A 21,737-nucleotide genomic window follows, 5' to 3' on the forward strand; every position below is an offset into this window, starting at 1 on the left:
TTACACCAATCCTATTAAGTTAATGAGCTAATATAAATTAGGAGTGGTATTAATAAAGTAAAAATATAAATAATCCTATACCTAATAATAAACGATAAATGACAAATGGCATCATTCCCATACGCTCTATTATTTTTAAAAATAAATAAATACAGGCATACGCTGAGATAAAAGATAATAATGTACCTAAACCTAAAGTCGCCCAATCAACCGCTTCATTGCTTAAAGCCAGCTCCAATGTGTAATATAAACCCATCATTGAAATAATTGGTATCGCTAATAAAAATGAAAAACGCGCTGCACTTTGCTTATTTAAACCTAGCATCAAACCTGCTGTAATTGTGATCCCTGAACGAGAAGTCCCCGGAAAAACAGCTGCTATAGCCTGCGAAAAACCTAAAATTAAAGCTGATTTCCAATTTAATTGATAAATTGTTTTTGTTTGTTTACCTTTTACATCTGCGTACCAAAGCAATAAACCAAAAACAATAGTTGTGATTGCGACAACCCAAGCATTACGCAGATAAAGCTCTACAAAATCTTTCGCTAAATAACCGATTAATGCTGCAGGAATTGTACCGAGTATAATCCACCACCCTAGTTTACTATCATCAGTAGACTTTGTTTTCATTGTCTCTATGCTGCCTAAAGACTTAAACCAAGCACTAAGAATATCTACCACTTCTTTTTTAAAGTACATAATGACGGCAATCAATGTACCTACATGAACTGCAATATCAAATGCTAAACCTTGATCTTGCCAACCCAAAACTTGTGAAGGTAATAATAAATGCGCTGAGCTTGATATTGGTAAAAATTCAGTGAAACCTTGGATCAAGGCCAATACGATTATTTCGATAATACTCATTTAAAAGATAACTCCACTTTCCATAGTTTTTGTTGCGTTTTATCATATTTTTGCCAGATATTTTTTATTGGCAAATTATTAATTGGATGTATAAATTCAGCTGCGATATCGGCTAATGGCCATAAAACAAAGGCGTTTTTAGTGATCTCATCTCTTGGTAATTGCGCAGGGCTATCACAAACAACATCATCAAAAAATAATAAATCCAAATCAAGGGTTCTTGGGCTGAATTTTTTATCCGATGGTAAACGTCCATTATCTCGCTCTATTTGCTTTAACAATGAACACACATCATTTAATGACATATCCGTATTGGCGCCAGCAACTAAATTATAAAAATTATGACCATCAAAACCAATCGATTCACTTTCAAAAACAGCAGAGCAAATCAAATCAGGAAAATGCGTTTTCAATGTTTTTATTGAATTTACAATATTTAATTCTTTATCCACATTAGAACCAATACTGATAAATATGTTTGCCATTAACTTTACTTACCTTAATTACGCGTATTATTTACTGCACGAATGATTTCAACACCCACTGTATTTGCTTCTTTGACCGCTGCGGGTTTACTGACCCTAACCTTTACTTCACTCACATTAAAGTCAGATAAAATAAATTCAGCAATTTGCTCAACGAGTGTTTCTAATAATTCTACAGGTTTAGCTGTGACATATTTAATAATGCGTTCACTTACAACTGCATAATCAACGGTATCATTAATATCATCAGAATTAGCTGCTGCACGAATATCCGTCAACATTTCAATATCAAAAAACAAACTTTGTTTTGTTTCTTTTTCAAAGTCGTAAACACCAATTATGGTATCAACATGTAATTGGCTTATAAATACTTTATCCATATATGGCATACTCTTAGAATATAATGTGGTAATTCTCTAATTAGGTTATTTGCGTGTATTTGCGCTAAACTTAGCTGGTCGGATACCTTTTTTCGAAAATTTTCCGTACTCTTGCGCCAAACAAACAAATAAATAAGCGGCAGATGATAGCCCAATTTTACTAATTAAAATATAAGGATTATAGTGATAGCTGGATTGATGTTCATATTTGCATACCTTTTGGGATCTATCTCATCTGCAATATTGATCAGCAAAATTTTTCGATTACCCGATCCGAGACATTTTGGTTCAAAAAATCCGGGCGCTACAAATATATACCGTTTAGGCGGTAAGTTTCCCGCCGTACTAGTAATGACTTTTGATATACTCAAAGGCACTGTGCCTGTTTGGGGCGCTTATTTTTTAAAGGTAGAACCCATATATTTAGGTTTCATCGGAATTGCTGCCTGCTTAGGTCATATGTATCCGATATTTTTTGGTTTTAAAGGCGGTAAAGCAGTCGCGACCGCTTTTGGTACTATGTTACCTATCGGTTTATCTCTGGCTGGTTTACTAATTTTTACTTGGGTATTAATAGTGTGGCTTACTGGATATTCATCACTTGCTGCATTATTAACGGTTGCCATTGCACCTATTTATACTTGGTTTATAAAACCTTTATATACAGTGCCTGTACTCATGTTAAGTGTACTCATTATTTTTAGACATCACGAAAATATTGTACGTTTGCTTAAAGGTGAAGAGCCAAAAGTAAAAGATAAAAAAATATAGTTTAATTTATTTAGCGAGCAAATTTAAACCCGCTAACAATATTTATTATTAAATTAAATTGGTGGCAGTGAATCGATAGGCCATCTAGGATATGCTTTCATATCCATAGGCGCATATTGTTTTGCTTTTAACCTTTGCATACCCGCATAGGCAATCATAGCGCCGTTATCAGTACAAAACTCCGTTCTAGGATAAAAAACTTCACCCTGCATTCCTTGCATCATACGTTCAAATTTTTCTCGTAAATCTTTATTAGCACTTACACCGCCTGCTATAACTAAGCGTTTAATGCCCGTTTGTTTTAATGCGCGTTTACATTTTATTGCAAGGGTATCAACTACTGCTGTTTGAAAAGCGTGGGCAATATCAGCTTTAGTTTGCTCACTACAGCCTTCAACACCGCCTTGCTCACGAATCGTGATGGCTGTGGCTGTTTTTAAACCACTAAAACTAAAATCCAGCCCAGGTTTTGACGTCATAGGACGTGGAAATACAAACTTTTTATTTTCACCTTGTTCTGCCATTTTAGCCAATAACGGACCACCAGGGTAATCTAAGCCTAATAATTTAGCCGTTTTATCAAATGCTTCGCCAGCTGCATCATCAACCGACTCACCTAAAATTTGGTATTGACCTATGCCTTTAACTTCAACCAATAATGTATGCCCACCAGATACGAGTAATGCTACAAAAGGAAAGTCAGGTTTTTTATCTTCAAGCATAGGCGCCAGTAAATGTCCTTCCATATGATGGACAGCGACTGCAGGAATATCCCATCCAAATGCTAAAGAACGACCAATAGAAGATCCCACTAAGATAGCGCCAACAAGACCAGGTCCTGCAGTAAATGCAATACCATCTAAATCTTCAGCTGTACAATTTGCTTCTTTAAATGCAGCTTCAATTAAAGGCAGCGCTTTACGGATATGATCTCGCGATGCTAATTCTGGCACCACACCACCATAATCTGCATGAACCTTAATTTGACTGTATAACTGGTGTGCTAATAACCCTTTTTCATCGTCATAAATAGCAATACCTGTTTCATCGCATGACGATTCAATACCTAAAATTCGCATTATTAGTTACTCCCAGCGCCCATTAAAGAGCAAAAAATTATAAAAAAGCCATAAATCAGAGCGCAATTTTACTGACTTACCGCGATTTTGCCAGTGATTAATATATTTACTATAATTAACCTTTACATCAAAAGGTGATTCGGATTACAATACCGCACCATTTTTAAACCAAACGGTCAATTATTGATCGGTATATGAGTTGATCTCATTAGCTATTAGGTAATTTTAATGCCAGTAATCAAAGTAAGAGAAAACGAACCGTTTGACGTTGCACTACGTCGTTTTAAACGTTCATGTGAAAAAGCAGGTATCCTTTCAGAAGTTCGTCGTCGTGAGCACTATGAAAAGCCAACTGCAGAACGTAAGCGTAAAAAAGCTGCAGCTGTTAAACGTCTTATGAAAAAATTATCTCGCGAAAATGCACGTCGCGTTAGATTATACTAAAACTTTTCCCAGAGTCTTGTAGATGAGTTTATTAGTAACACTAAAAGATGCAATGAAAGATGCTATGCGCGCCAAAGAGAAATTACGTCTTGGCACAATACGTATGGCTCTAGCTGCAATAAAGCAACGCGAAATTGATGACAAAGTAACTTTAAATGATGCTGAAATAACATCAATTATTGTGAAAATGGTTAAACAACGTCGCGATGCCCACGATCAGTATCATGAAGCAAGTCGTCAAGACTTAGCTGATATTGAAGCAAATGAAATAAGTGTACTTGAAAGTTTCTTACCGAAACCTTTAACTGAAGAAGAAATTCTTTCACTTATTGACACTGCTATTACTGATTGTAATGCTGCAGGTATGCAAGATATGGGTAAAGTAATGGGGTTAATTAAAAGCAAAGCCGAAGGTCGTGCCGATATGGGAACAATCTCTGGTTTGATAAAGCAAAAATTAACTGCATAAAGTAGCAAATAATTAATTGTTACTAAAAACCGAGCTTATGCTCGGTTTTTTCATTTTTACGATACTTTAAATGATAGCTAGCACTTTCAAAAATAGATAAGAATAGATAAGAATAGATCCAATTGCAATTTTTGGTTATTCTTTACAGTACCACCCCCACTTTATTTACTTACTTAAAAGTTGATGGCTTAGACATTTATGGCTGGAAAAATCCCTCGTAATTTTATTGATGATTTATTAGCTCGAACAGATATTGTCGATTTAATTGATTCCTATATCGGCCTTAAAAAATCTGGTAAAGATTATCAGGCGTGTTGTCCGTTCCATAATGAAAAGTCCCCCTCTTTTACAGTTTCTCAAGATAAGCAGTTTTATCACTGTTTTGGCTGTGGTGCTAATGGCAATGCCATCTCATTTATGATGGAATATGAGAAGCTAGAATTTGTAGATGCCATTGAAGAGCTAGCCTCTTTATTGCATTTAGAGGTCCCTAGAGAACAAGATAATTACTCAAAAGGACCAAAAATAAGCTCTGAACAAAAACGTTCTGATTATGAATTAATGCTTCAAGCTGCGCGTTTCTATGGTCATCAGCTAAAACATCATAAAAACTCAAGTCAAGTGATTGAATACGTAAAAGGTCGCGGGCTCAGCGGAGAAACAGTCAAAAAATATTTGATTGGTTATGCTCCAAGTGAATGGGATGGTTTATGTTCTTTATTTGCTCGAAATCCAAGTCAAAAGCAGCAACTGGTTGATTTAAAGTTAGCCTCAGAAAAAACACCTGGAAGATCATTTGACTTTTTCAGAGACAGATTAATGTTTCCGATTAAAGATAAGCGTGGCCGTGTCATTGGTTTTGGTGGTCGGATTATGCCAAGTAATGGTGATGATAAAAGTAACGGCCCTAAATATCTCAACTCACCAGAAACACGAATTTTCCATAAAGGGTTTGAACTTTATGGTTTATATGAAGCAAAACAAGCACATAAAAAACTAGAACAAATCCTAATAGTTGAAGGCTATATGGATGTTGTTGCGCTATCAGAGCAAGGCATTGAATATGCAGTTGCATCATTGGGCACAGCAACTACACCTGAACATATGCATACCCTCTTTAGAACGACAGATCGTGTTATATGTTGTTACGATGGCGATAGGGCTGGCCGTGATGCTGCTTGGCGCGCCCTTGAAAATGCACTTCCCTACTTAGCTGACGGAAAAGAATTAAAGTTTGCTTTTTTACCTGATGGTGAAGACCCTGATTCTTTAGTGCTAAAAGAAGGAAAAGCGGATTTTGAGCAACGACTCAGCCAATCCCAAGATTTTACAAAAGTACTATTTGAAAAGTTAGCAATTGAATGCGACCTAACAACCGATGCAGGAAAATCAAAAATACTCAGTTTAGCTTTACCTTTAATAGAAAAAGTAAAAAGTGAGTTTTATCAAGAAAACCTATTAGAGCAATTAGCCCGTCTTATTGGCAGAACTAAAGAGCAATTAAATCAAAAGCTCAATAACCCAAGACAACAAAATACATTGCAAAAGAAATTCAAAATGACACCTATGCGTATCGCCATAGGTTTAATCGTACAGCATCCAGAATTAGCGCGTGAAATCCCGCATTTACCAGAACTTGTTGAATTAGGTTTGCCTGGTCTTGCACTGTTTAAAAACTTACAATCTTTAAGCCTAAAAAATAATGGCATCAATACAGGTAAAATTCTAGAATTATTTAGAGATACGCCCGAATATAGTGCATTAACTAAGCTTGCATCGTGGCAACACCAGATAGGAGATGAAACATTAGTCGCTTATTTTCAAAATACCTTTAAATTTATTGAAGATCAGTGTTTAAATCATCGCGCCGAGACCCTATTAATAAAAGATAAGACTCAAGGCCTAACGAGTGATGAAAGACAAGAATACCAATTACTCGTTTTAGCTATGGCTAACTCGAAAAAAGAACAGACAGCAGATTAATTTAAGTCCTAGCCGATATTAATTTCCTGTGTTACACTATTCTATTAACCTGCGCTTGTTGTTTTTAAATTATTTAAAACTTGCGCGCAACATATCAACTTATCTAAGTGGAAGAGAAAATCTCTATGGAGCAAAGTCCTCAGTCTCAGCTAAAACTCCTCATACAAAAAGGTAAAGAACAAGGTTATTTAACATTCGCACAAGTGAATGATCACCTTCCACAAGACATCATCGACTCAGATCAAGTTGAAGATATCATCAGTATGATTAATGACATGGGTATAAAGGTTAGCGAAAGCGCACCTGACGCCGATGAACTTATGATGCAAGAAACAACAACTGATGAAGATGCTGCTGAAGCAGCTGCTGCCGCACTTGCTACGGTAGATAAAGAAATTGGTCGTACAACAGATCCGGTTCGCATGTATATGCGTGAAATGGGGACTGTAGAACTTCTAACACGTGAAGGCGAAATTGTAATCGCTAAACGTATCGAAGACGGTATCAACCAAGTTCAGATTTCTGTTGCAGAATACCCTGAAACAATTACATACCTTTTAGACCGTTGGGATAAATTTGAAGCTGAAGAGATTCGCCTAAGCGACATCATCAATGGCTTTATCGATCCAAACGAAGAAGAAATTGCTATTCAAGCAACTCATATCGGTTCAGCTTTAAGTAACGAAGAACTTAAAGATGAAGACGATGATAATGAAGACGAGGAAGAAATTGATACAGGCCCTTGTCCTGAACTTGCTCGTGAAAACTTTGAAAATCTAAGAGATTTAAATACAAAAGCACGTGAAATAATTGAAGTTAATGGTCGTGACCATGCTGATACTAAAGCTGCTTTTGCTGAAATTGCTGAATTATTCCAAACTTTCAAATTAATTCCAAAAGAATTTGATCGTTTAGTTAATAACATGCGTGAAACAATGGACAAAGTCCGTGTTCAAGAACGTCTTGTTATGAAACATGCTGTTCAATATGCAAAAATGCCTAAAAAGACTTTTGTTAAGCATTTTGTAAATAATGAAACAAACAATGCATGGTTAAAATTTGAAGTTGCACTAGGTGAATCTTACTCTGATAAGCTAGCTGAATGTGAAGGCGACATTGGTCGTTGTATTAAAAAATTACATATTATTGAACAAGCGTGTGGCTTATCAATTTCGAATATTAAAGACATCAACCGTCGTATGAGTATTGGTGAAGCGAAAGCGCGCCGTGCTAAAAAAGAAATGGTTGAAGCAAACTTACGTCTTGTAATTTCAATTGCTAAAAAATACACAAACCGTGGTTTACAATTCTTAGATTTAATCCAAGAAGGTAACATTGGTTTAATGAAAGCTGTTGATAAGTTTGAATACCGTCGTGGTTACAAATTCTCAACTTATGCTACATGGTGGATACGCCAAGCTATCACTCGCTCAATTGCGGATCAGGCACGTACAATCCGTATTCCGGTACATATGATAGAAACGATTAATAAACTTAACCGTATCTCACGTCAAATGTTACAAGAAATGGGTAGAGAGCCAAATCCAGAAGAATTAGCAGAACGCATGTTAATGCCTGAAGATAAAATTCGTAAGGTATTAAAAATTGCTAAAGAGCCAATTTCAATGGAAACACCAATTGGTGATGATGAAGATTCACACTTAGGTGACTTCATTGAAGATTCAACAATTGAATCTCCAATTGATGCTGCGACTATGGAAAGCCTAAAAGGTGCAACATTAGATGTACTTTCTGGTCTAACAGCACGTGAAGCTAAAGTATTAAGAATGCGTTTTGGTATTGATATGAATACTGACCACACTTTAGAAGAAGTGGGCAAACAGTTTGATGTAACACGAGAGCGTATACGTCAAATTGAAGCAAAAGCTTTACGTAAACTACGTCACCCTTCACGTTCTGATTTACTTAAGAGTTTCTTAGACGCTAAAGGCTAAATCGCTCAGCGATTTTGATGTGAAAAATAGAAAGGTCGCTTAGCGGCCTTTTTTAATGAATAATTTTGATGAAATATATAAAGAGGATAATCCCATGGCTTGGATCCAAATTCGTATACCAGCTACAAAAACCACAGCCGATGTGATCAGCGACTACTTAGTTGAAGTAGGTAGTGCATCTGTAACCTTTATGGATTCAGATAACAGCCCAGTATATGAACCTAAACCAGGTGAAGTGATTTTTTGGGCACAAACAACTATTATCGGCCTTTTTGATGCTAGCCATGATATGCAGCAAGTTATAGAGCATTTGCAAGAAAAGCCTGAGCTAAAAGACAGCTTCAACTACAAAATTGAGCAGCTTGAAGATAAAGACTGGGAACGTGAATGGATGGAAAACTTTCACCCAATTAAATTTGGTGAACGTTTATGGATCTGCCCAAGCTGGAGAGATGTACCCGATCCAACAGCCGTAAATGTCATGTTAGATCCGGGCTTAGCATTTGGCACTGGTACACACTCTACAACTGCATTATGTTTAAAATGGTTAGAGTCGTTAGACTTAACAGATAAAACTGTCGTTGATTTTGGTTGTGGTTCAGGCATTTTAGGTATTGCAGCCATTAAACTGGGTGCAAATCGTGTTATTGGTATTGATATCGATCCACAAGCCTTAGAGGCAAGCTTAGATAATGCACAGCGCAATGGTGTAAGAGATCAATTAGAAGTTTATTTACCTGAAAACCAACCTGAGTTTAAAGCAGATGTTGTTGTTGCTAATATTCTTGCGGCACCACTTCGTGAACTGCACAAAGTTATTTTAGGTTTAGGTAAAAATGGTGCTGAGTTTGCGCTATCAGGCATTTTAGAAGAGCAAGCACAATCAGTATGTGATGTTTACCAGCCTTTATGTGAACTGTCTCCAATTGAAATTGATGGCGAGTGGGTTCGTGTAAGTGGTACAAAAAAGTAAACGAGTATATTATTTAGCCTATATTGAGTTAGCATTTAATTAAAAAATGCTAACTCTATTTTAATGTTAAATTTAAAGAAGGCTTAAATGAAATTCACTAAAGCATTATTTATTATCTCCGTGTTTTTTTTGTAACTGCATGTGCAAGCCAGCCTCAAAAAAATACAATGCAATCTAAAAATTGCCATCAGTTAATTCAAGATTTCGATAGTAATAATGCTTCCGCTGGTGATGAGTTATTAAATCAATGCCTGAAAAAACACCTTCCACACAAAAAGACCCAAAAAAACTCAAATATCTGGCTAAACACCTTAGGTGAGTTTATAGCCCAAGCATTAAATTCTCTGAGTTAACGCTACTTAACCACAAAAATAAATCAATTTCCTTGAGCTTATAGAAAGTCAATAGAAAAAGATTAAAAAAAAGCACTTTTGTTCAAAATATAACCTTTGATTTTTGCTGAAAAAAAAGTAGAATTAGCGCCCCTTGAATGGTGAGCCATAAAACATAGTGCAGATAGGCCCTTATAAACTGGAAAACAATGTCATAGTAGCGCCAATGGCCGGTGTGACAGACAGACCTTTTAGACAACTTTGCCGACGCTTAGGCGCAGGACTAGCTGTATCTGAAATGTTATCGTCAAATCCAAAAGTATGGAAAACAGAGAAATCTATGAACCGTATGGACCATAGTGGCGAATCAGGGATCCGCGCAGTGCAAATTGCAGGTTCTGATCCAACATTAATGGCACAGGCAGCACAATTGAATGTAGCTAATGGCGCCCAAATTGTTGATATCAACATGGGTTGCCCAGCCAAAAAAGTGAATAAAAAACTTGCGGGTTCAGCATTATTACAATATCCGGATTTAGTTGAAGTAATTGTAAAGTCAGTAGTCGATGCTGTTGATGTTCCAGTTACTTTAAAAATTCGTACCGGTTGGAATACCGATAATCGTAATGGTATTGAAATCGCAAGGATAGCTGAACGAAATGGTATCGCATCTTTAGCCGTGCATGGTCGAACAAAAGCCTGTATGTATAAAGGTGAAGCAGAATACGACACCATAAGGGATATAAAACGTTCAGTGTCCATACCTATTGTCGCTAATGGAGATATTACATCTCCTGAAAAAGCAAAACAGGTATTGGACTACACGGGAGCAGATGCCGTCATGATAGGTCGAGCAGCTCAAGGCAGACCCTGGATTTTCAGGGAAACTGCACATTACTTAAAAACCGGTGAGTTTTTACCTGAGCCAGAAATCGCTGAGGTAGAAAGCATATTAATGGAACATTTAGTTAATTTGCATCAGTTTTACGGTGAAGTAATGGGAGTGCGCATCGCACGAAAACATGTATCTTGGTATTTGCAAACCCATGATAAAGAAGGACAGTTTAGGCGTGTATTTAATGCCCTAGAGACAGCTCAAGAGCAAGTTTCGGTACTAAATAATTATTTTCAAGCAATTTAAGAAAGAGAAACAAGACAATGTTCGAACAAAATGTGACTTCTCCATTTATTACAAACGCTCATGTCCAGTCACAAGAGAAACCGCAACCGTTACGTGACGCAGTTAAAAAAGCTGTTCATCACTACCTGAAGCAGCTTAATGGTCAAGACGTTGAAGACGTTTATGAGCTTGTTCTTTCTGAACTAGAAGCGCCACTACTTGAAGAAGTAATGACATATACACGTGGTAATCAAACGCGTGCGTCAATCTTACTAGGCATCAACCGTGGTACGCTACGTAAGAAGCTTAAAAAATACGGCATGAACTAAATACGCAGTTTAAACTGCATAAAAAGCACCCTCGGGTGCTTTTTTGTTAACTCTTTTAAATAACAACTTAATCTACCCCACTATAGAGGTTATAAAACTACAATGGATACTCTTCGTCCAGTACGTCGCGCATTATTAAGCGTTTCAGATAAAACCGGTATTGTTGATTTTGCTCGAGCTCTTTCGGCTAAAGGTGTTGAACTACTTTCTACAGGTGGTACTTGTAAGCTACTAGCTGACAATGGCATCTCGGTCACTGAAGTATCAAACCATACTGGTCATCCAGAAATCATGGACGGTCGTGTAAAAACGCTTCACCCTAAAATTCATGGTGGTATTCTAGCTCGCCGTGGTCAAGATGAAGCTGTAATGGCTGAAAACGATATTTCAGCAATTGATATGGTTGTAGTTAACCTATACCCATTTGCACAAACTGTCGCAAATGAAAATTGTTCTTTAGAAGATGCAATCGAGAATATCGATATTGGCGGACCAACTATGGTGCGTGCAGCAGCTAAAAATAACAAAGACGTGACTATCATAGTTAATGTTACTGATTATGACCGCGTATTAGCGGATATGGACGCAAACGACGGTGCTACTACATACCAAACACGTTTTGATTTAGCGATTGCGGCATTTGAGCATACTGCACAATACGATGGCATGATAGCAAACTACTTCGGAACAAAAGTACCTGCACACGTACTTGATGAGACTGCTGAAAATAACAATGTTCCAGAGTCTAAATTCCCACGTACAATTAATTTTCAGTTTACTAAAAAGCAAGATATGCGCTACGGTGAAAACTCACACCAAGACGCTGCTTTTTACGTAGAAAATGGCATTGAAGAAGCATCTGTTGCAACTGCAAAACAATTACAAGGTAAAGCTTTATCTTTTAATAATATTGCAGATACAGATTCAGCGCTTGAATGTGTTAAAGAATTCACTACACCTGCATGTGTAATCGTAAAACATGCTAACCCATGTGGCGTTGCACAAGGTGATAATATTTTAGAAGCTTACGAACGTGCTTTTAAAACTGATCCTACATCTGCATTTGGTGGCATCATCGCATTTAACCAAGAATTAGATGCAGACACTGCTGAAGCAATTGTTTCACGTCAATTTGTTGAAGTGATTATTGCACCTAAAGTTTCAGATGCGGCAGCACAAATTGTTGCAGCTAAAAAGAATGTACGTCTATTAGAGTGCGGTGAATGGTCAGCTAAAACATCTGGCGTTGATATCAAGCGTGTAAACGGCGGTGTTTTAATTCAAGATCGCGATACAGGGATGGTAGAAACAAGCGAGTTAACTGTTGTTTCTAAACGTCAACCAACAGAAGAAGAAATGAAAGATTTAATGTTTAGCTGGAAAGTAGCTAAATTTGTTAAATCGAATGCCATTATCTATGTTAAAGACGGCATGACTATCGGTGTAGGCGCAGGCCAAATGAGCCGCGTATACTCAGCTAAAATAGCGGGTATTAAAGCTGCTGATGAAAACCTTGAAGTTAAAGGGTCTGTAATGGCATCAGATGCGTTCTTCCCATTCCGTGATGGTATCGATGCAGCAGCTGCTGCGGGTATTTCAGCGGTTATCCAACCTGGTGGCTCAATTCGTGATGAAGAAATCATCGCAGCAGCTGATGAAGCAGGCATGGCTATGGTATTTACTGGCATGCGTCACTTCCGCCACTAAAAACCAACAAAAAAAGCCGATTTATATCGGCTTTTTTGTTTTTATAACAAAACAAATTTTCATATATAATCTTGTTTGCTATAAAAATAAAGTTTTATTGGGGTCTTTGCTTTTTTTCTGTTATTTTCGAGTCCTTAATAACAATAATCAAATTATCAAAATTTTTATATCTTGAGATAAAAATGAAATTAACACCACTTATAATAAAAACTGCATTTATTCTAACTTTTGCATCCAGTTTAACTGCATGTAAATCCACAGATATTAATACCCTCTTAACGGACTCAATTAATAGCGATTTACGTTCGCAGCAAAATAAAAATAGAGATCAATACCGACACCCAAAAGAAACCTTATCCTTTTTTGGCTTACAACCAAATATGACCGTTGTTGAAATTTGGCCAGGTTCTGGTTGGTACTCTGAAATATTAGCACCAGTGCTAGCAGAGCAAGGCAATTACTTAGCAGCAAACTTCCCTTCAGATTCTGAAGTTAAGTACTACCAACGTGCATTACAAAACTACAAAGATAAACTCGCAACTGATCAAGCCTACAGTAAAGTAAATGTTTCAGAGTTTTATCCTGGTAGTCACCATGCCATTGCTCCCGAAGAAAGCGCCGATATGGTGCTCACTTTTAGAAATTTACATAATTGGTATATGCAAAGGGACAATGAAGGTGTTGAGAATGCCTTTAAAGCTTTTTTTGCAGCCTTAAAACCTGGTGGTGTATTAGGTTTAGTTGATCACCGCTTACCGGAAGTAAGACATTCAGCAAAAGCAAAACGCTCAGGATACGTAAAAGAAAGCTGGGTGATAGCTTTAGCTCAACAAGCAGGCTTTGTCTTAGTTGCAAAAAGTGAGATTAACGCTAATCCAAAAGATACCGCTGATCATGCAAAAGGCGTGTGGACGCTTCCTCCGCGATTAGCATCAGGCGAAACTGATACAAATAAATATTTAGCGATAGGCGAAAGCGATCGCATGACTTTAAAATTTATAAAACCTTTAGCCAAACCTTAAATTAGGAAAAAAAAATGAACATACTTGTTATTGGTAGTGGTGGTCGTGAACATGCATTAGCATTTAAAGCCGCTCAATCAACTGAAGTAAAAAACGTTTTTGTCGCACCAGGTAATGCAGGAACTGCATTAGAACCAAAACTTAAAAATGTTGCGATTGGTGTTGAAGATATTGAAGCGCTAATCAATTTTGTTAAAGAAAACAAAGTTGAGCTTACAATTGTTGGCCCTGAAGCGCCTCTAGTTATTGGTGTTGTAGATAGATTCCGCGAAGAAGGACTTGCTATCTTTGGGCCTACTCAAGCAGCTGCACAGCTGGAAGGTTCGAAGTCATTTACAAAAGATTTCTTAGCACGTCATGATATTCCAACTGGTTATTACCAAACATTTACAGAAATCGATCCTGCTATCGCTTATGTAAAAGAAAATGGTGCTCCGATTGTAATTAAAGCTGATGGCTTAGCAGCTGGTAAAGGCGTTATTGTTGCAATGACAGAAGTTGAAGCACAAGATGCAATCAAAGATATGCTTGCAGGTAATGCATTTGGTGAAGCTGGCAGCAGAGTTGTAATTGAAGAATTTCTTGAAGGTGAAGAGGCTTCTTTCATTGTAATGGTTGATGGTAAAAATGTACTACCATTTGCTACAAGCCAAGATCACAAACGTGCGTACAATGAAGACAAAGGTCCTAATACAGGTGGTATGGGTGCATACTCTCCAGCACCAGTTGTAACTGATGAAATTCATCAACGCATCATGAATGAAGTTATCATTCCAACAGTGCAAGGCATGCACGATGAAGGTCACCCCTACACTGGTTTCCTATATGCTGGTTTAATGATTGATGCTGATGGCACACCTAAAGTTATCGAATTTAATTGTCGTTTTGGCGACCCTGAAACACAACCTATCATGTTACGTTTAAAATCTGATTTAGTTGAATTGTTACTAGCAGCTGAGCGTGTGGAGCTAGATCAAGCAGAAATTCAGTTTGATACGCGAGCTGCAGTAGGCGTTGTATTAGCAGCAGCAGGTTACCCAGCCTCTTACCCTAAAGGCGATGAAATTTCAGGCCTTAAAGTAGAATACCCAGCTGGCACTAAAGTTTTTCATGCTGGTACTAAGGAGTTAGATGGTAAAGTTGTAACTTCAGGTGGTCGTGTTTTATGTGCAACTGCACTTGGTAACACAGTAACTGAAGCACAGCAAAGCGCCTATGAACTAGTGAAAGAAATTGATTGGAAAGGTGTTGAGTATCGTACAGACATCGCTTATCGTGCAATTGAACGCGAACAAAGCTAAATCGATTAAATTAAAGTATTAGGGGCTTTCGTCCCTATTACTTTTACATTTGTTTATATTTTGTAAAGTTAATTAATACTTTTAAACAGTAAATAATTCAAACTAATGCTAATATCTTTATATCATATGATTTAGTGTTCACTACTTGATGCTTTCTGCGCACTTCCAAAGAAAAACTTATGCTCTTTTTATATTAACAATTTTAATTATGTTAATATTATTTTTAGTATCTGCCATTTCTGACCCAACACAAAGAGCCATAGATAAAACATATTCAATTCATAGTAATACCGCTTTTTTATTAGACCCCACAGATAAATTGACGACACAGGAATTATTGCTAAAGCCAAACTTATTTAGTCAAGGTGCTTTAACTGATATACCTTGGAGTTTTATTCAACAAACTTACTGGATAAAGATAAAACTCAACAATAAAGCCAATACCCCTCATTCATTGGTCGCCCATTTTGATAACCCTATGTTAGATGTATTGCACGTTATGCAAATTGGTCAGGACCTAAATATTTTAAATGAAAAGTTAATGGGAGACTTAAATTTAGATTTAAGCTTAAATGATAAAAACACCCTATCATTTGAATTTAATATTGCAGCAAAAGGTGAGGCCGAATTACTTATAAAAATAAAAACAACAGGCATTGCAAAAACCCCTATTCGAATTTATGAGTACCACGATTTTTTAATCTTAACCAATGATATCTACCTTATATGGGGCATATTTATTGGTATTATGATAATGATAGCTTTATATAACTTAGTGCTTTTTTTTGGTATAAAAGACAGTATTTATTTAATATATATCAGCTATATAATATCTGTTTTAATGTTAATGGGTGTTGTACTAGGTTTTGGACATCTTATTTGGCCGCAATCAATTCAAACTGTGTTTCAGCAACAGGTTGTCTCTCTTAATTACCTAATTGCTGTTTTCACCCTGCTCTTTGCTATCTTCTTTCTTCGATATCACAAAGAAAAAGACAAACTTTATAACCTTGCTATGTATTACACTTTGTTTATGACTGTGATGGGAATAGCATCGTTATGGATCCCCGAATACATAGCTGCACAAATATTTTTTGTTGTGTTATTTCTATTTTATATTTTAAGTTTTGTTTTAATTTATAAAAAACTCACAATTAACTTTCATTGGGCAAAGTTCTATATCATTTCTTGGCTACCTTTAATAATAGGTGCGGCAATACAACCTATGATGTTAACAGGCGTGATTGAGTATTCATTTTTAGCCCGCCATGCTTTTTTAATCGGTGTATTATTTGAAGTAACTTTAATGGCAATGGCATTAGCCGAACGAATGAGCCATCAAAAAGAATTAGCATTTTACAACGCGACTCATGATCATGAGCTAAATTTACCTAACTTTAATTTCTTAGAAACAACCATACAAAAACTAATAGATAACGATCGTCGATTTTCTGTATGTTTAATTGAGCTATCTCGCTTTAATACCATAGCACCCTATATTAGCAATAAAGAAAGCCAAACACTGATCTCTTATGTCGCTAATGATATCGATTTTCACATAAATACTGACAGTCATTTTTTATATTTTGAGCGTAAAAACAATTTAGAAATTAAAATTGCAAAAGCAAAAGATGGGGTACTTGCCATACTCGCATCACGATTTATTAATGAACAAGAGCTCATCAAACAGCTCACTCAACTGCAAAACTCACTCTCAAAAGATATAAATCTCAGTGGTTTTTTTATAAATTTACAAACTAAAATTGGTATTTATTCGGCAAATGAAAGCTGTGAAACGGCAGCTATTATTCTGAAAAAATCCTTTCAGGCATTAGATAAAAGCAAACGAGAAGGACTTAATATGAGCTTTTATCAAACAAGTGATACTTACAATATTGCGCAAAGGCTCACCCTTGCAACTGAACTTCAACAAGCAATTCAAAATAATGAGTTACAGCTTTTTCATCAACCACAAATTAATTTAGCTGACACTTCAATACATGGCTCCGAGGTGCTATTACGCTGGCAGCATCCTGTTCATGGCTTTATTCCACCTGATATGTTTATCCGCATAGCAGAAGATACTGGCATCATAAACGAATTAACTATGTGGGTACTCAATACTGCCTGCCAACAGTTAAGCCTTTTAATTGACTTAAATTACACTGAACATAATTTATCAATCAATATTAGCGGCAGAGATGTTGCCAACCATGACTTTTTAACAAAAGTAAAAGATATTTTAGCTCAATATAAGATCCCTAATAATTTACTCAATTTTGAATTAACAGAATCTGTGATGGTGAGTGATTTTAATCACTTGAGTAAATTAATGAAAAACCTATCTCAAATGGGTATTCAAGTATCGGTAGATGACTATGGAACGGGCTACTCATCTTTAGCTTATATTTCACAATTACCATTTAATGAATTAAAAATAGATAAAAGTTTTATTTTAGATCTTGCTGAATCAAAAAGAAATTTAACGATCGTTAAAACCACTATCGATATGGCTAAAAGCTTAGAGCTTAAAGTTGTGGCTGAAGGAATAGAGTCAGCAGAAATTGAAAAAAACCTACTGAATTGTCACTGTGATATTGGCCAAGGCTACTATTACTCTAAACCATTAGAGTTTGGACAATTTCAGCAATGGTTAGCTGACTATAAAAGTAATTAAAGCTACTATATGCCTCTTACTAGTCAGGGGCATAACAAGATGAAAGGCACACTTTCGAAATTAAAATCGTCATTAGTCAAACCAATCGAATACCAACTACCTGTTGGCGATCAATTAATAGATTTAAATCCACTCATAGGTAAAAAACTCACCTTGACCCATACAGGAAATATATTCTGTAGTAATTGCGAGAAAAAAACAAAAAAGAGTTACTCGCAAGGACATTGCTTTGTATGTATGCGTAAGCTTGCTAGCTGCGATATGTGTATGATGAAGCCCGAGACATGTCATCACGAGCAAGGGACTTGTAGAGAGCCTCAATGGGGCTTAGAACACTGTATGATCCCACACACTGTATACTTAGCTAATACCTCAGGCCTTAAAGTTGGGATCACCCGTCAAGTACCTACCCGCTGGGTTGACCAAGGCGCAACACAAGCGCTGCCTATATTTACAGTACAAACACGCCAACAATCAGGTTTAGTTGAGATAGCTTTAGCAGAGTTTATCAGTGATAAAACAAATTGGCGTAATATGCTTAAAGGTAATAATGAAGAAATTGATTTAAAAGTAAAAGCAGCAGAGTTAATTCCTCAAATTCAAGCTAAACTTGACGAACTTGCGCAGTTGTATGGCGCGACAGCAATTACACAATTAGATGAAGAAGTCGTAGAGCTTGAATTTCCAGTATTAGAATTTCCAACAAAAATAAGCTCATTTAACTTTGATAAAAACCCAGAAGTAAGCGGAGTTTTAAAAGGTATTAAAGGTCAGTATTTAATTTTTGATAATGGTGTAATTAATATCAGAAAATTTAGCTCTTATGAAATAGAAGTAAGTATTTAATAATTGAATTTATAAGAGTTAATAAACAACTATCTTATTAACTCTTATAAATACTAGATTTCGATACCAATATTAGTTTGACCATCCGCAATCGATTTTGCTTTTAAACCTTTAATTGAATCTGTGCTTATACGACCCATACTTTCTACATAATCAATTAATTCAGATAAAACTTCAATTTCATACTTCATCAAAGGATGTTCTCTAATCGCTTCATTGTTAGCACTTAAATTATCAGAACCTAATTGATATTCTATTAATTTAGCAACTGAAGCTTGTGATATTTTACTAATATTTACAAATTCAAGTTCATCTTCAATCATCATGCCATTTAGCATACTCAATAAAGCAGTACCAGTATCGATTGCAGGATAAACACCAAACATATCAAAGTCTTCTATTTCTGGTACATTGGGCTCTATTTTATCAACTAATAGCTCTAAGTTAATTTTACTTTTTGGAAAAACTAATTTTTCCCAAATTGAATTGAGCGCATTTCTGAAAATTTTAGCATCACCAAATTCTGTAGCATCACTAAATAGCGCATAATTTGGTAACATACGTTCTAATAACGCAGCGGCTAATACTGCTTTTTGCATATAATTTAATTCACGAACACGCTGAAAGTTATTAGGCTTTTTCATTTATTTCCATCATATAATTGGGAGTGGCTACTTTATTAATTAAAGCTTTTATTTCGATATCGAACAAGACCAACACACTTCGAATCCGCAACCATTATACTCTTCACAGTTTGCGCATTGCCAGTCTTCAGAATCTTGTTGCTTAGATTGGTATTCTAGCAATATTTTTTGTGCTTGGCGCTGTTTTATCTGAGGAACTAATATTTTAACTTCTGTTTGATCTATTGGGATCTCACCAAGCGCTCCAGACAGTGACTCCCCCTTTAGCAATACCATAATTGAATTGAGTTCTAGCAAACCTTTTAAAAGATTTGCTTCTATGGCATTTTGAGCAGAGTAAGTCTCCACCCAATCAAATGCTGATATCATTAGCTAACCAACTGCTTTTGTGCATATTCAAATTTTAATTTAAACTCCATGACCTTAGCTTCTAAATCTTCAATTGTTTGAATATACTCTAAATTTTCAGAGCGTAAACTTTCATATGCAGTTCTGGCTTGATGTATTTCAGTTTCTTGCCTAGATTGCATACTTGAATTTCGACCTTTTGCAAAGTTTAATTCATTATCTTGTTCTTCAAGCTTACTACGGCTTTTTAAAATTTCATCTTTGTATTCAAGTTCCAACTCTTTAAGCTGGGAAACTTGATCTATAAACTCTTTCTTATCTTGCTCTAAAGCTGCAATATTATTTTGTGCTTCAAGTAACGATGCTTCTAAACGCTTAGCTTCTTCTCTGAGATCTTTCTTTAAGTCATTAAAGCGCCCTTCATTTTTTGTTGTTGAAACTTCAGCGTTTTCTTTAAGCTTTGTAGTCTGTTGTTCTAACTCCTCAAGCTTAACTTGATATTGCTGCTCTAATTCGTCCATTTTGGCTTTAGATTCTTGTTCTAATGCTTCTTTTTGAGTTTGAGATTGCTCTTCAAGGGTTTTTATTTGTGCTTTTGTGCCTCGCTCTAAGGTTTCTATTTTATTTTTTGAAGCTTGCTCTAATGTTGCTAATTCGTCTTTAGTAACTGTTAAGCTTTGCTCTAGTGAGTCCATTTCTTCAAGTAAGCGAGTGTTTTCTTTTTGATACTTATTATTTGATTCACTCATTGTAGCGTTCGTTTGCGCTATATTTGAGAGTTCATCGTTGGATCCCACCAATGCTTTTTGAGATTCATTTAACGCTTCGGTAAGCTTTTTATTTTCTTGTTCAAGATTAAGCTCTTTTGAGGTTAAACTGTCACCTAGCTTTTGCAGGCGCTCAATCACTAAATCTTTTTCTTTAATGGTAATATCAAACCTTTCAATTTCACTATGTAATGTCGCTATTTCTTGTGTTTTATCTGAGAGGATTTTAGTTTTTTGCTCATCAGTAGTAACTAGTGCTTTATTTTCATCTTTCAATAAATGCACTTCTTGAGCATGTTGTTCAAGTTTTTTATCTAAAGAACTATTTTCTTCACTACGTTGTGTAATAAGTTCTTTTAACTTAGTAGATTGCAACTCGTTATGTTCTTTTTGCTTTGTTAAAGCATGCTCTGTTTGCTCAACAATATGTTGATACTTTTCAATTTCAACTTTAGATTCATCTAATTGTTTTTTAATGGCTAAGTTTTCTTCTGAAGTATCTTCGAACACCATTTTCAGTTTTGACAATTCTTCTTTAAATTCAGAGTTTTTATCTTCATTCCGTTTCTTATCATTCTGCAAAGCTTTAAGTTGTTCAATTTGATTAATATTAAGCTGCTCAGACGCCTCTAACTCTTTTGATTGCACTGAGTGCTTTTTAGTTAAAGCAGCTAACTGCTGAATCGCCTTATTTAATTGCTCATCTTCATCAGATTGCTGTTGAACCATGGCAGCTTGATGGCCTTTCTCTAGAGCTTGTTGGCAAGCTGATAGCATAAAACCTTGTAATTGTGGAATTAATAAATCAACCAATTGGGTAGATGATTGCTCTATGTAAGGATATTTAGTTGATATTTCATTAAGGAGTGCACGTTTAGCCTCCGATGGCTGTAACTCTAATTTTTCTGCCATAGGTTGAAAAACATCAACTGCAGATGTAGAAGTAAAAGCTTGCAGTAATTCATGTAGCTGCTTACTTTGAGAACCCACCATTTTTTATCCCCTTTGAGCTTTTTATATTATTATTGATTGCTCTATTATTCATTTACTTACAAAGACTAATACAAGCTGAATTAATCTTAAGGTAATTATTTATGTCAGTTTAGCTGATCACTTCCATTTAGTGAACATTTAAGTAATTTACTTTTTGCTAACAAAAACTATTAAAGATTTAGTCAAAAAAATTGTTATTTAAATTATCTCTATACTACGCTTAAATTAAAGTAAAAGAGGGCCT

The 21,737-nt window shown here is 35.9% G+C and carries 20 protein-coding genes; 13 read left to right on the forward strand and 7 right to left on the reverse strand.

From position 1 onward, the window contains the following. Positions 1–49 precede the first annotated feature (49 nt). The 3 genes from PSA_RS18150 to folB are packed head-to-tail and all read right to left on the reverse strand — an operon-like array spanning position 50 to position 1,733. A complete protein-coding gene (locus PSA_RS18150) occupies positions 50–868 on the reverse strand; it encodes an undecaprenyl-diphosphate phosphatase (protein WP_042147028.1) in 819 nt (272 codons plus the stop codon). After that, positions 865–1,353 carry a 2-amino-4-hydroxy-6-hydroxymethyldihydropteridine diphosphokinase gene (folK, locus tag PSA_RS18155; protein ID WP_042147025.1) on the reverse strand — a complete coding sequence of 163 codons (489 nt, stop codon included), beginning with the start codon at positions 1,351–1,353 and terminating at the stop codon, positions 865–867. Before folK ends, PSA_RS18150 begins: the two co-directional genes overlap by 4 nt. A 14-nt stretch (positions 1,354–1,367) precedes the next feature. Then, the gene (gene folB, locus PSA_RS18160) at positions 1,368–1,733 is read right to left on the reverse strand and encodes a dihydroneopterin aldolase (protein WP_042147022.1); all 366 of its coding nucleotides are present in this window, start codon (positions 1,731–1,733) and stop codon (positions 1,368–1,370) included. Between the two features lie 183 nt (positions 1,734–1,916). On the opposite strand from folB, the gene plsY reads away from it, so the two are divergent. Further along, positions 1,917–2,504 (forward strand): glycerol-3-phosphate 1-O-acyltransferase PlsY, encoded by a 588-nt coding sequence (gene plsY / locus PSA_RS18165; protein WP_042147020.1) that lies wholly within the window; start codon positions 1,917–1,919, stop codon positions 2,502–2,504. A 53-nt stretch (positions 2,505–2,557) separates the two neighbouring features. Here the strand turns inward: plsY and tsaD are convergent, their stop codons facing one another. Beyond that, on the reverse strand, positions 2,558–3,583 hold the full coding sequence (tsaD, locus tag PSA_RS18170) for a tRNA (adenosine(37)-N6)-threonylcarbamoyltransferase complex transferase subunit TsaD (protein WP_042147017.1): 1,026 nt from the start codon (positions 3,581–3,583) through the stop codon (positions 2,558–2,560). Positions 3,584–3,811: 228 nt separating this feature from the next. On the opposite strand from tsaD, the gene rpsU reads away from it, so the two are divergent. The 12 genes from rpsU (at position 3,812) to PSA_RS18235 (ending at position 18,741) form a co-directional block, all read left to right on the forward strand. Then, a complete protein-coding gene (gene rpsU / locus PSA_RS18175; protein ID WP_042147013.1) occupies positions 3,812–4,027 on the forward strand; it encodes a 30S ribosomal protein S21 in 216 nt (71 codons plus the stop codon). A gap of 22 nt (positions 4,028–4,049) precedes the next feature. Beyond that, the gene (locus tag PSA_RS18180; RefSeq protein ID WP_042147010.1) at positions 4,050–4,496 is read left to right on the forward strand and encodes a GatB/YqeY domain-containing protein; all 447 of its coding nucleotides are present in this window, start codon (positions 4,050–4,052) and stop codon (positions 4,494–4,496) included. A gap of 198 nt (positions 4,497–4,694) precedes the next feature. Next, the gene (dnaG, locus tag PSA_RS18185; RefSeq protein WP_042147007.1) at positions 4,695–6,479 is read left to right on the forward strand and encodes a DNA primase; all 1,785 of its coding nucleotides are present in this window, start codon (positions 4,695–4,697) and stop codon (positions 6,477–6,479) included. 125 nt (positions 6,480–6,604) lie between these two features. After that, entirely contained in the window at positions 6,605–8,434 is a 1,830-nt protein-coding gene (rpoD, locus tag PSA_RS18190; RefSeq protein WP_042147005.1) for an RNA polymerase sigma factor RpoD, read from the forward strand. 94 nt (positions 8,435–8,528) lie between these two features. Further along, positions 8,529–9,407, forward strand: a complete 879-nt coding sequence (prmA, locus tag PSA_RS18195; RefSeq protein ID WP_042147002.1) for a 50S ribosomal protein L11 methyltransferase — start codon at positions 8,529–8,531, stop codon at positions 9,405–9,407. A 510-nt stretch (positions 9,408–9,917) separates the two neighbouring features. After that, positions 9,918–10,880 (forward strand): tRNA dihydrouridine synthase DusB, encoded by a 963-nt coding sequence (gene dusB / locus PSA_RS18205; RefSeq protein WP_042146999.1) that lies wholly within the window; start codon positions 9,918–9,920, stop codon positions 10,878–10,880. A gap of 17 nt (positions 10,881–10,897) precedes the next feature. Beyond that, entirely contained in the window at positions 10,898–11,188 is a 291-nt protein-coding gene (fis, locus tag PSA_RS18210) for a DNA-binding transcriptional regulator Fis (RefSeq protein WP_042146997.1), read from the forward strand. Between the two features lie 102 nt (positions 11,189–11,290). Next, positions 11,291–12,895 (forward strand): bifunctional phosphoribosylaminoimidazolecarboxamide formyltransferase/IMP cyclohydrolase, encoded by a 1,605-nt coding sequence (gene purH, locus PSA_RS18215; protein WP_042146995.1) that lies wholly within the window; start codon positions 11,291–11,293, stop codon positions 12,893–12,895. 182 nt (positions 12,896–13,077) lie between these two features. Further along, entirely contained in the window at positions 13,078–13,917 is an 840-nt protein-coding gene (locus tag PSA_RS18220) for a class I SAM-dependent methyltransferase (RefSeq protein ID WP_231665292.1), read from the forward strand. A gap of 14 nt (positions 13,918–13,931) precedes the next feature. Beyond that, complete coding sequence (gene purD, locus PSA_RS18225; RefSeq protein ID WP_042146992.1) at positions 13,932–15,218, forward strand: phosphoribosylamine--glycine ligase; 1,287 nt, start codon at positions 13,932–13,934, stop codon at positions 15,216–15,218. A gap of 208 nt (positions 15,219–15,426) precedes the next feature. Next, complete coding sequence (locus PSA_RS18230) at positions 15,427–17,895, forward strand: EAL domain-containing protein (protein ID WP_193216531.1); 2,469 nt, start codon at positions 15,427–15,429, stop codon at positions 17,893–17,895. A gap of 39 nt (positions 17,896–17,934) precedes the next feature. Then, on the forward strand, positions 17,935–18,741 hold the full coding sequence (locus tag PSA_RS18235) for a DUF2797 domain-containing protein (RefSeq protein WP_042146987.1): 807 nt from the start codon (positions 17,935–17,937) through the stop codon (positions 18,739–18,741). 53 nt (positions 18,742–18,794) lie between these two features. Here PSA_RS18235 and PSA_RS18240 read toward each other — a convergent pair whose 3' ends face one another. From PSA_RS18240 to PSA_RS18250, 3 genes are read right to left on the reverse strand one after another with little or no spacing between them, the layout of a single operon-like run. Beyond that, entirely contained in the window at positions 18,795–19,385 is a 591-nt protein-coding gene (locus PSA_RS18240; protein ID WP_042146984.1) for a YjaG family protein, read from the reverse strand. Between the two features lie 48 nt (positions 19,386–19,433). Then, positions 19,434–19,754, reverse strand: coding sequence for a DUF2007 domain-containing protein (locus PSA_RS18245; protein WP_042146983.1), 321 nt, complete (start codon positions 19,752–19,754; stop codon positions 19,434–19,436). After that, entirely contained in the window at positions 19,754–21,493 is a 1,740-nt protein-coding gene (locus tag PSA_RS18250; protein ID WP_042146979.1) for a hypothetical protein, read from the reverse strand. Before PSA_RS18250 ends, PSA_RS18245 begins: the two co-directional genes overlap by 1 nt. Between the last annotated feature and the right edge of the window lie 244 nt (positions 21,494–21,737).

The sequence above is a fragment of the Pseudoalteromonas sp. '520P1 No. 423' genome (assembly GCF_001269985.1).
GTDB lineage: Bacteria > Pseudomonadota > Gammaproteobacteria > Enterobacterales > Alteromonadaceae > Pseudoalteromonas.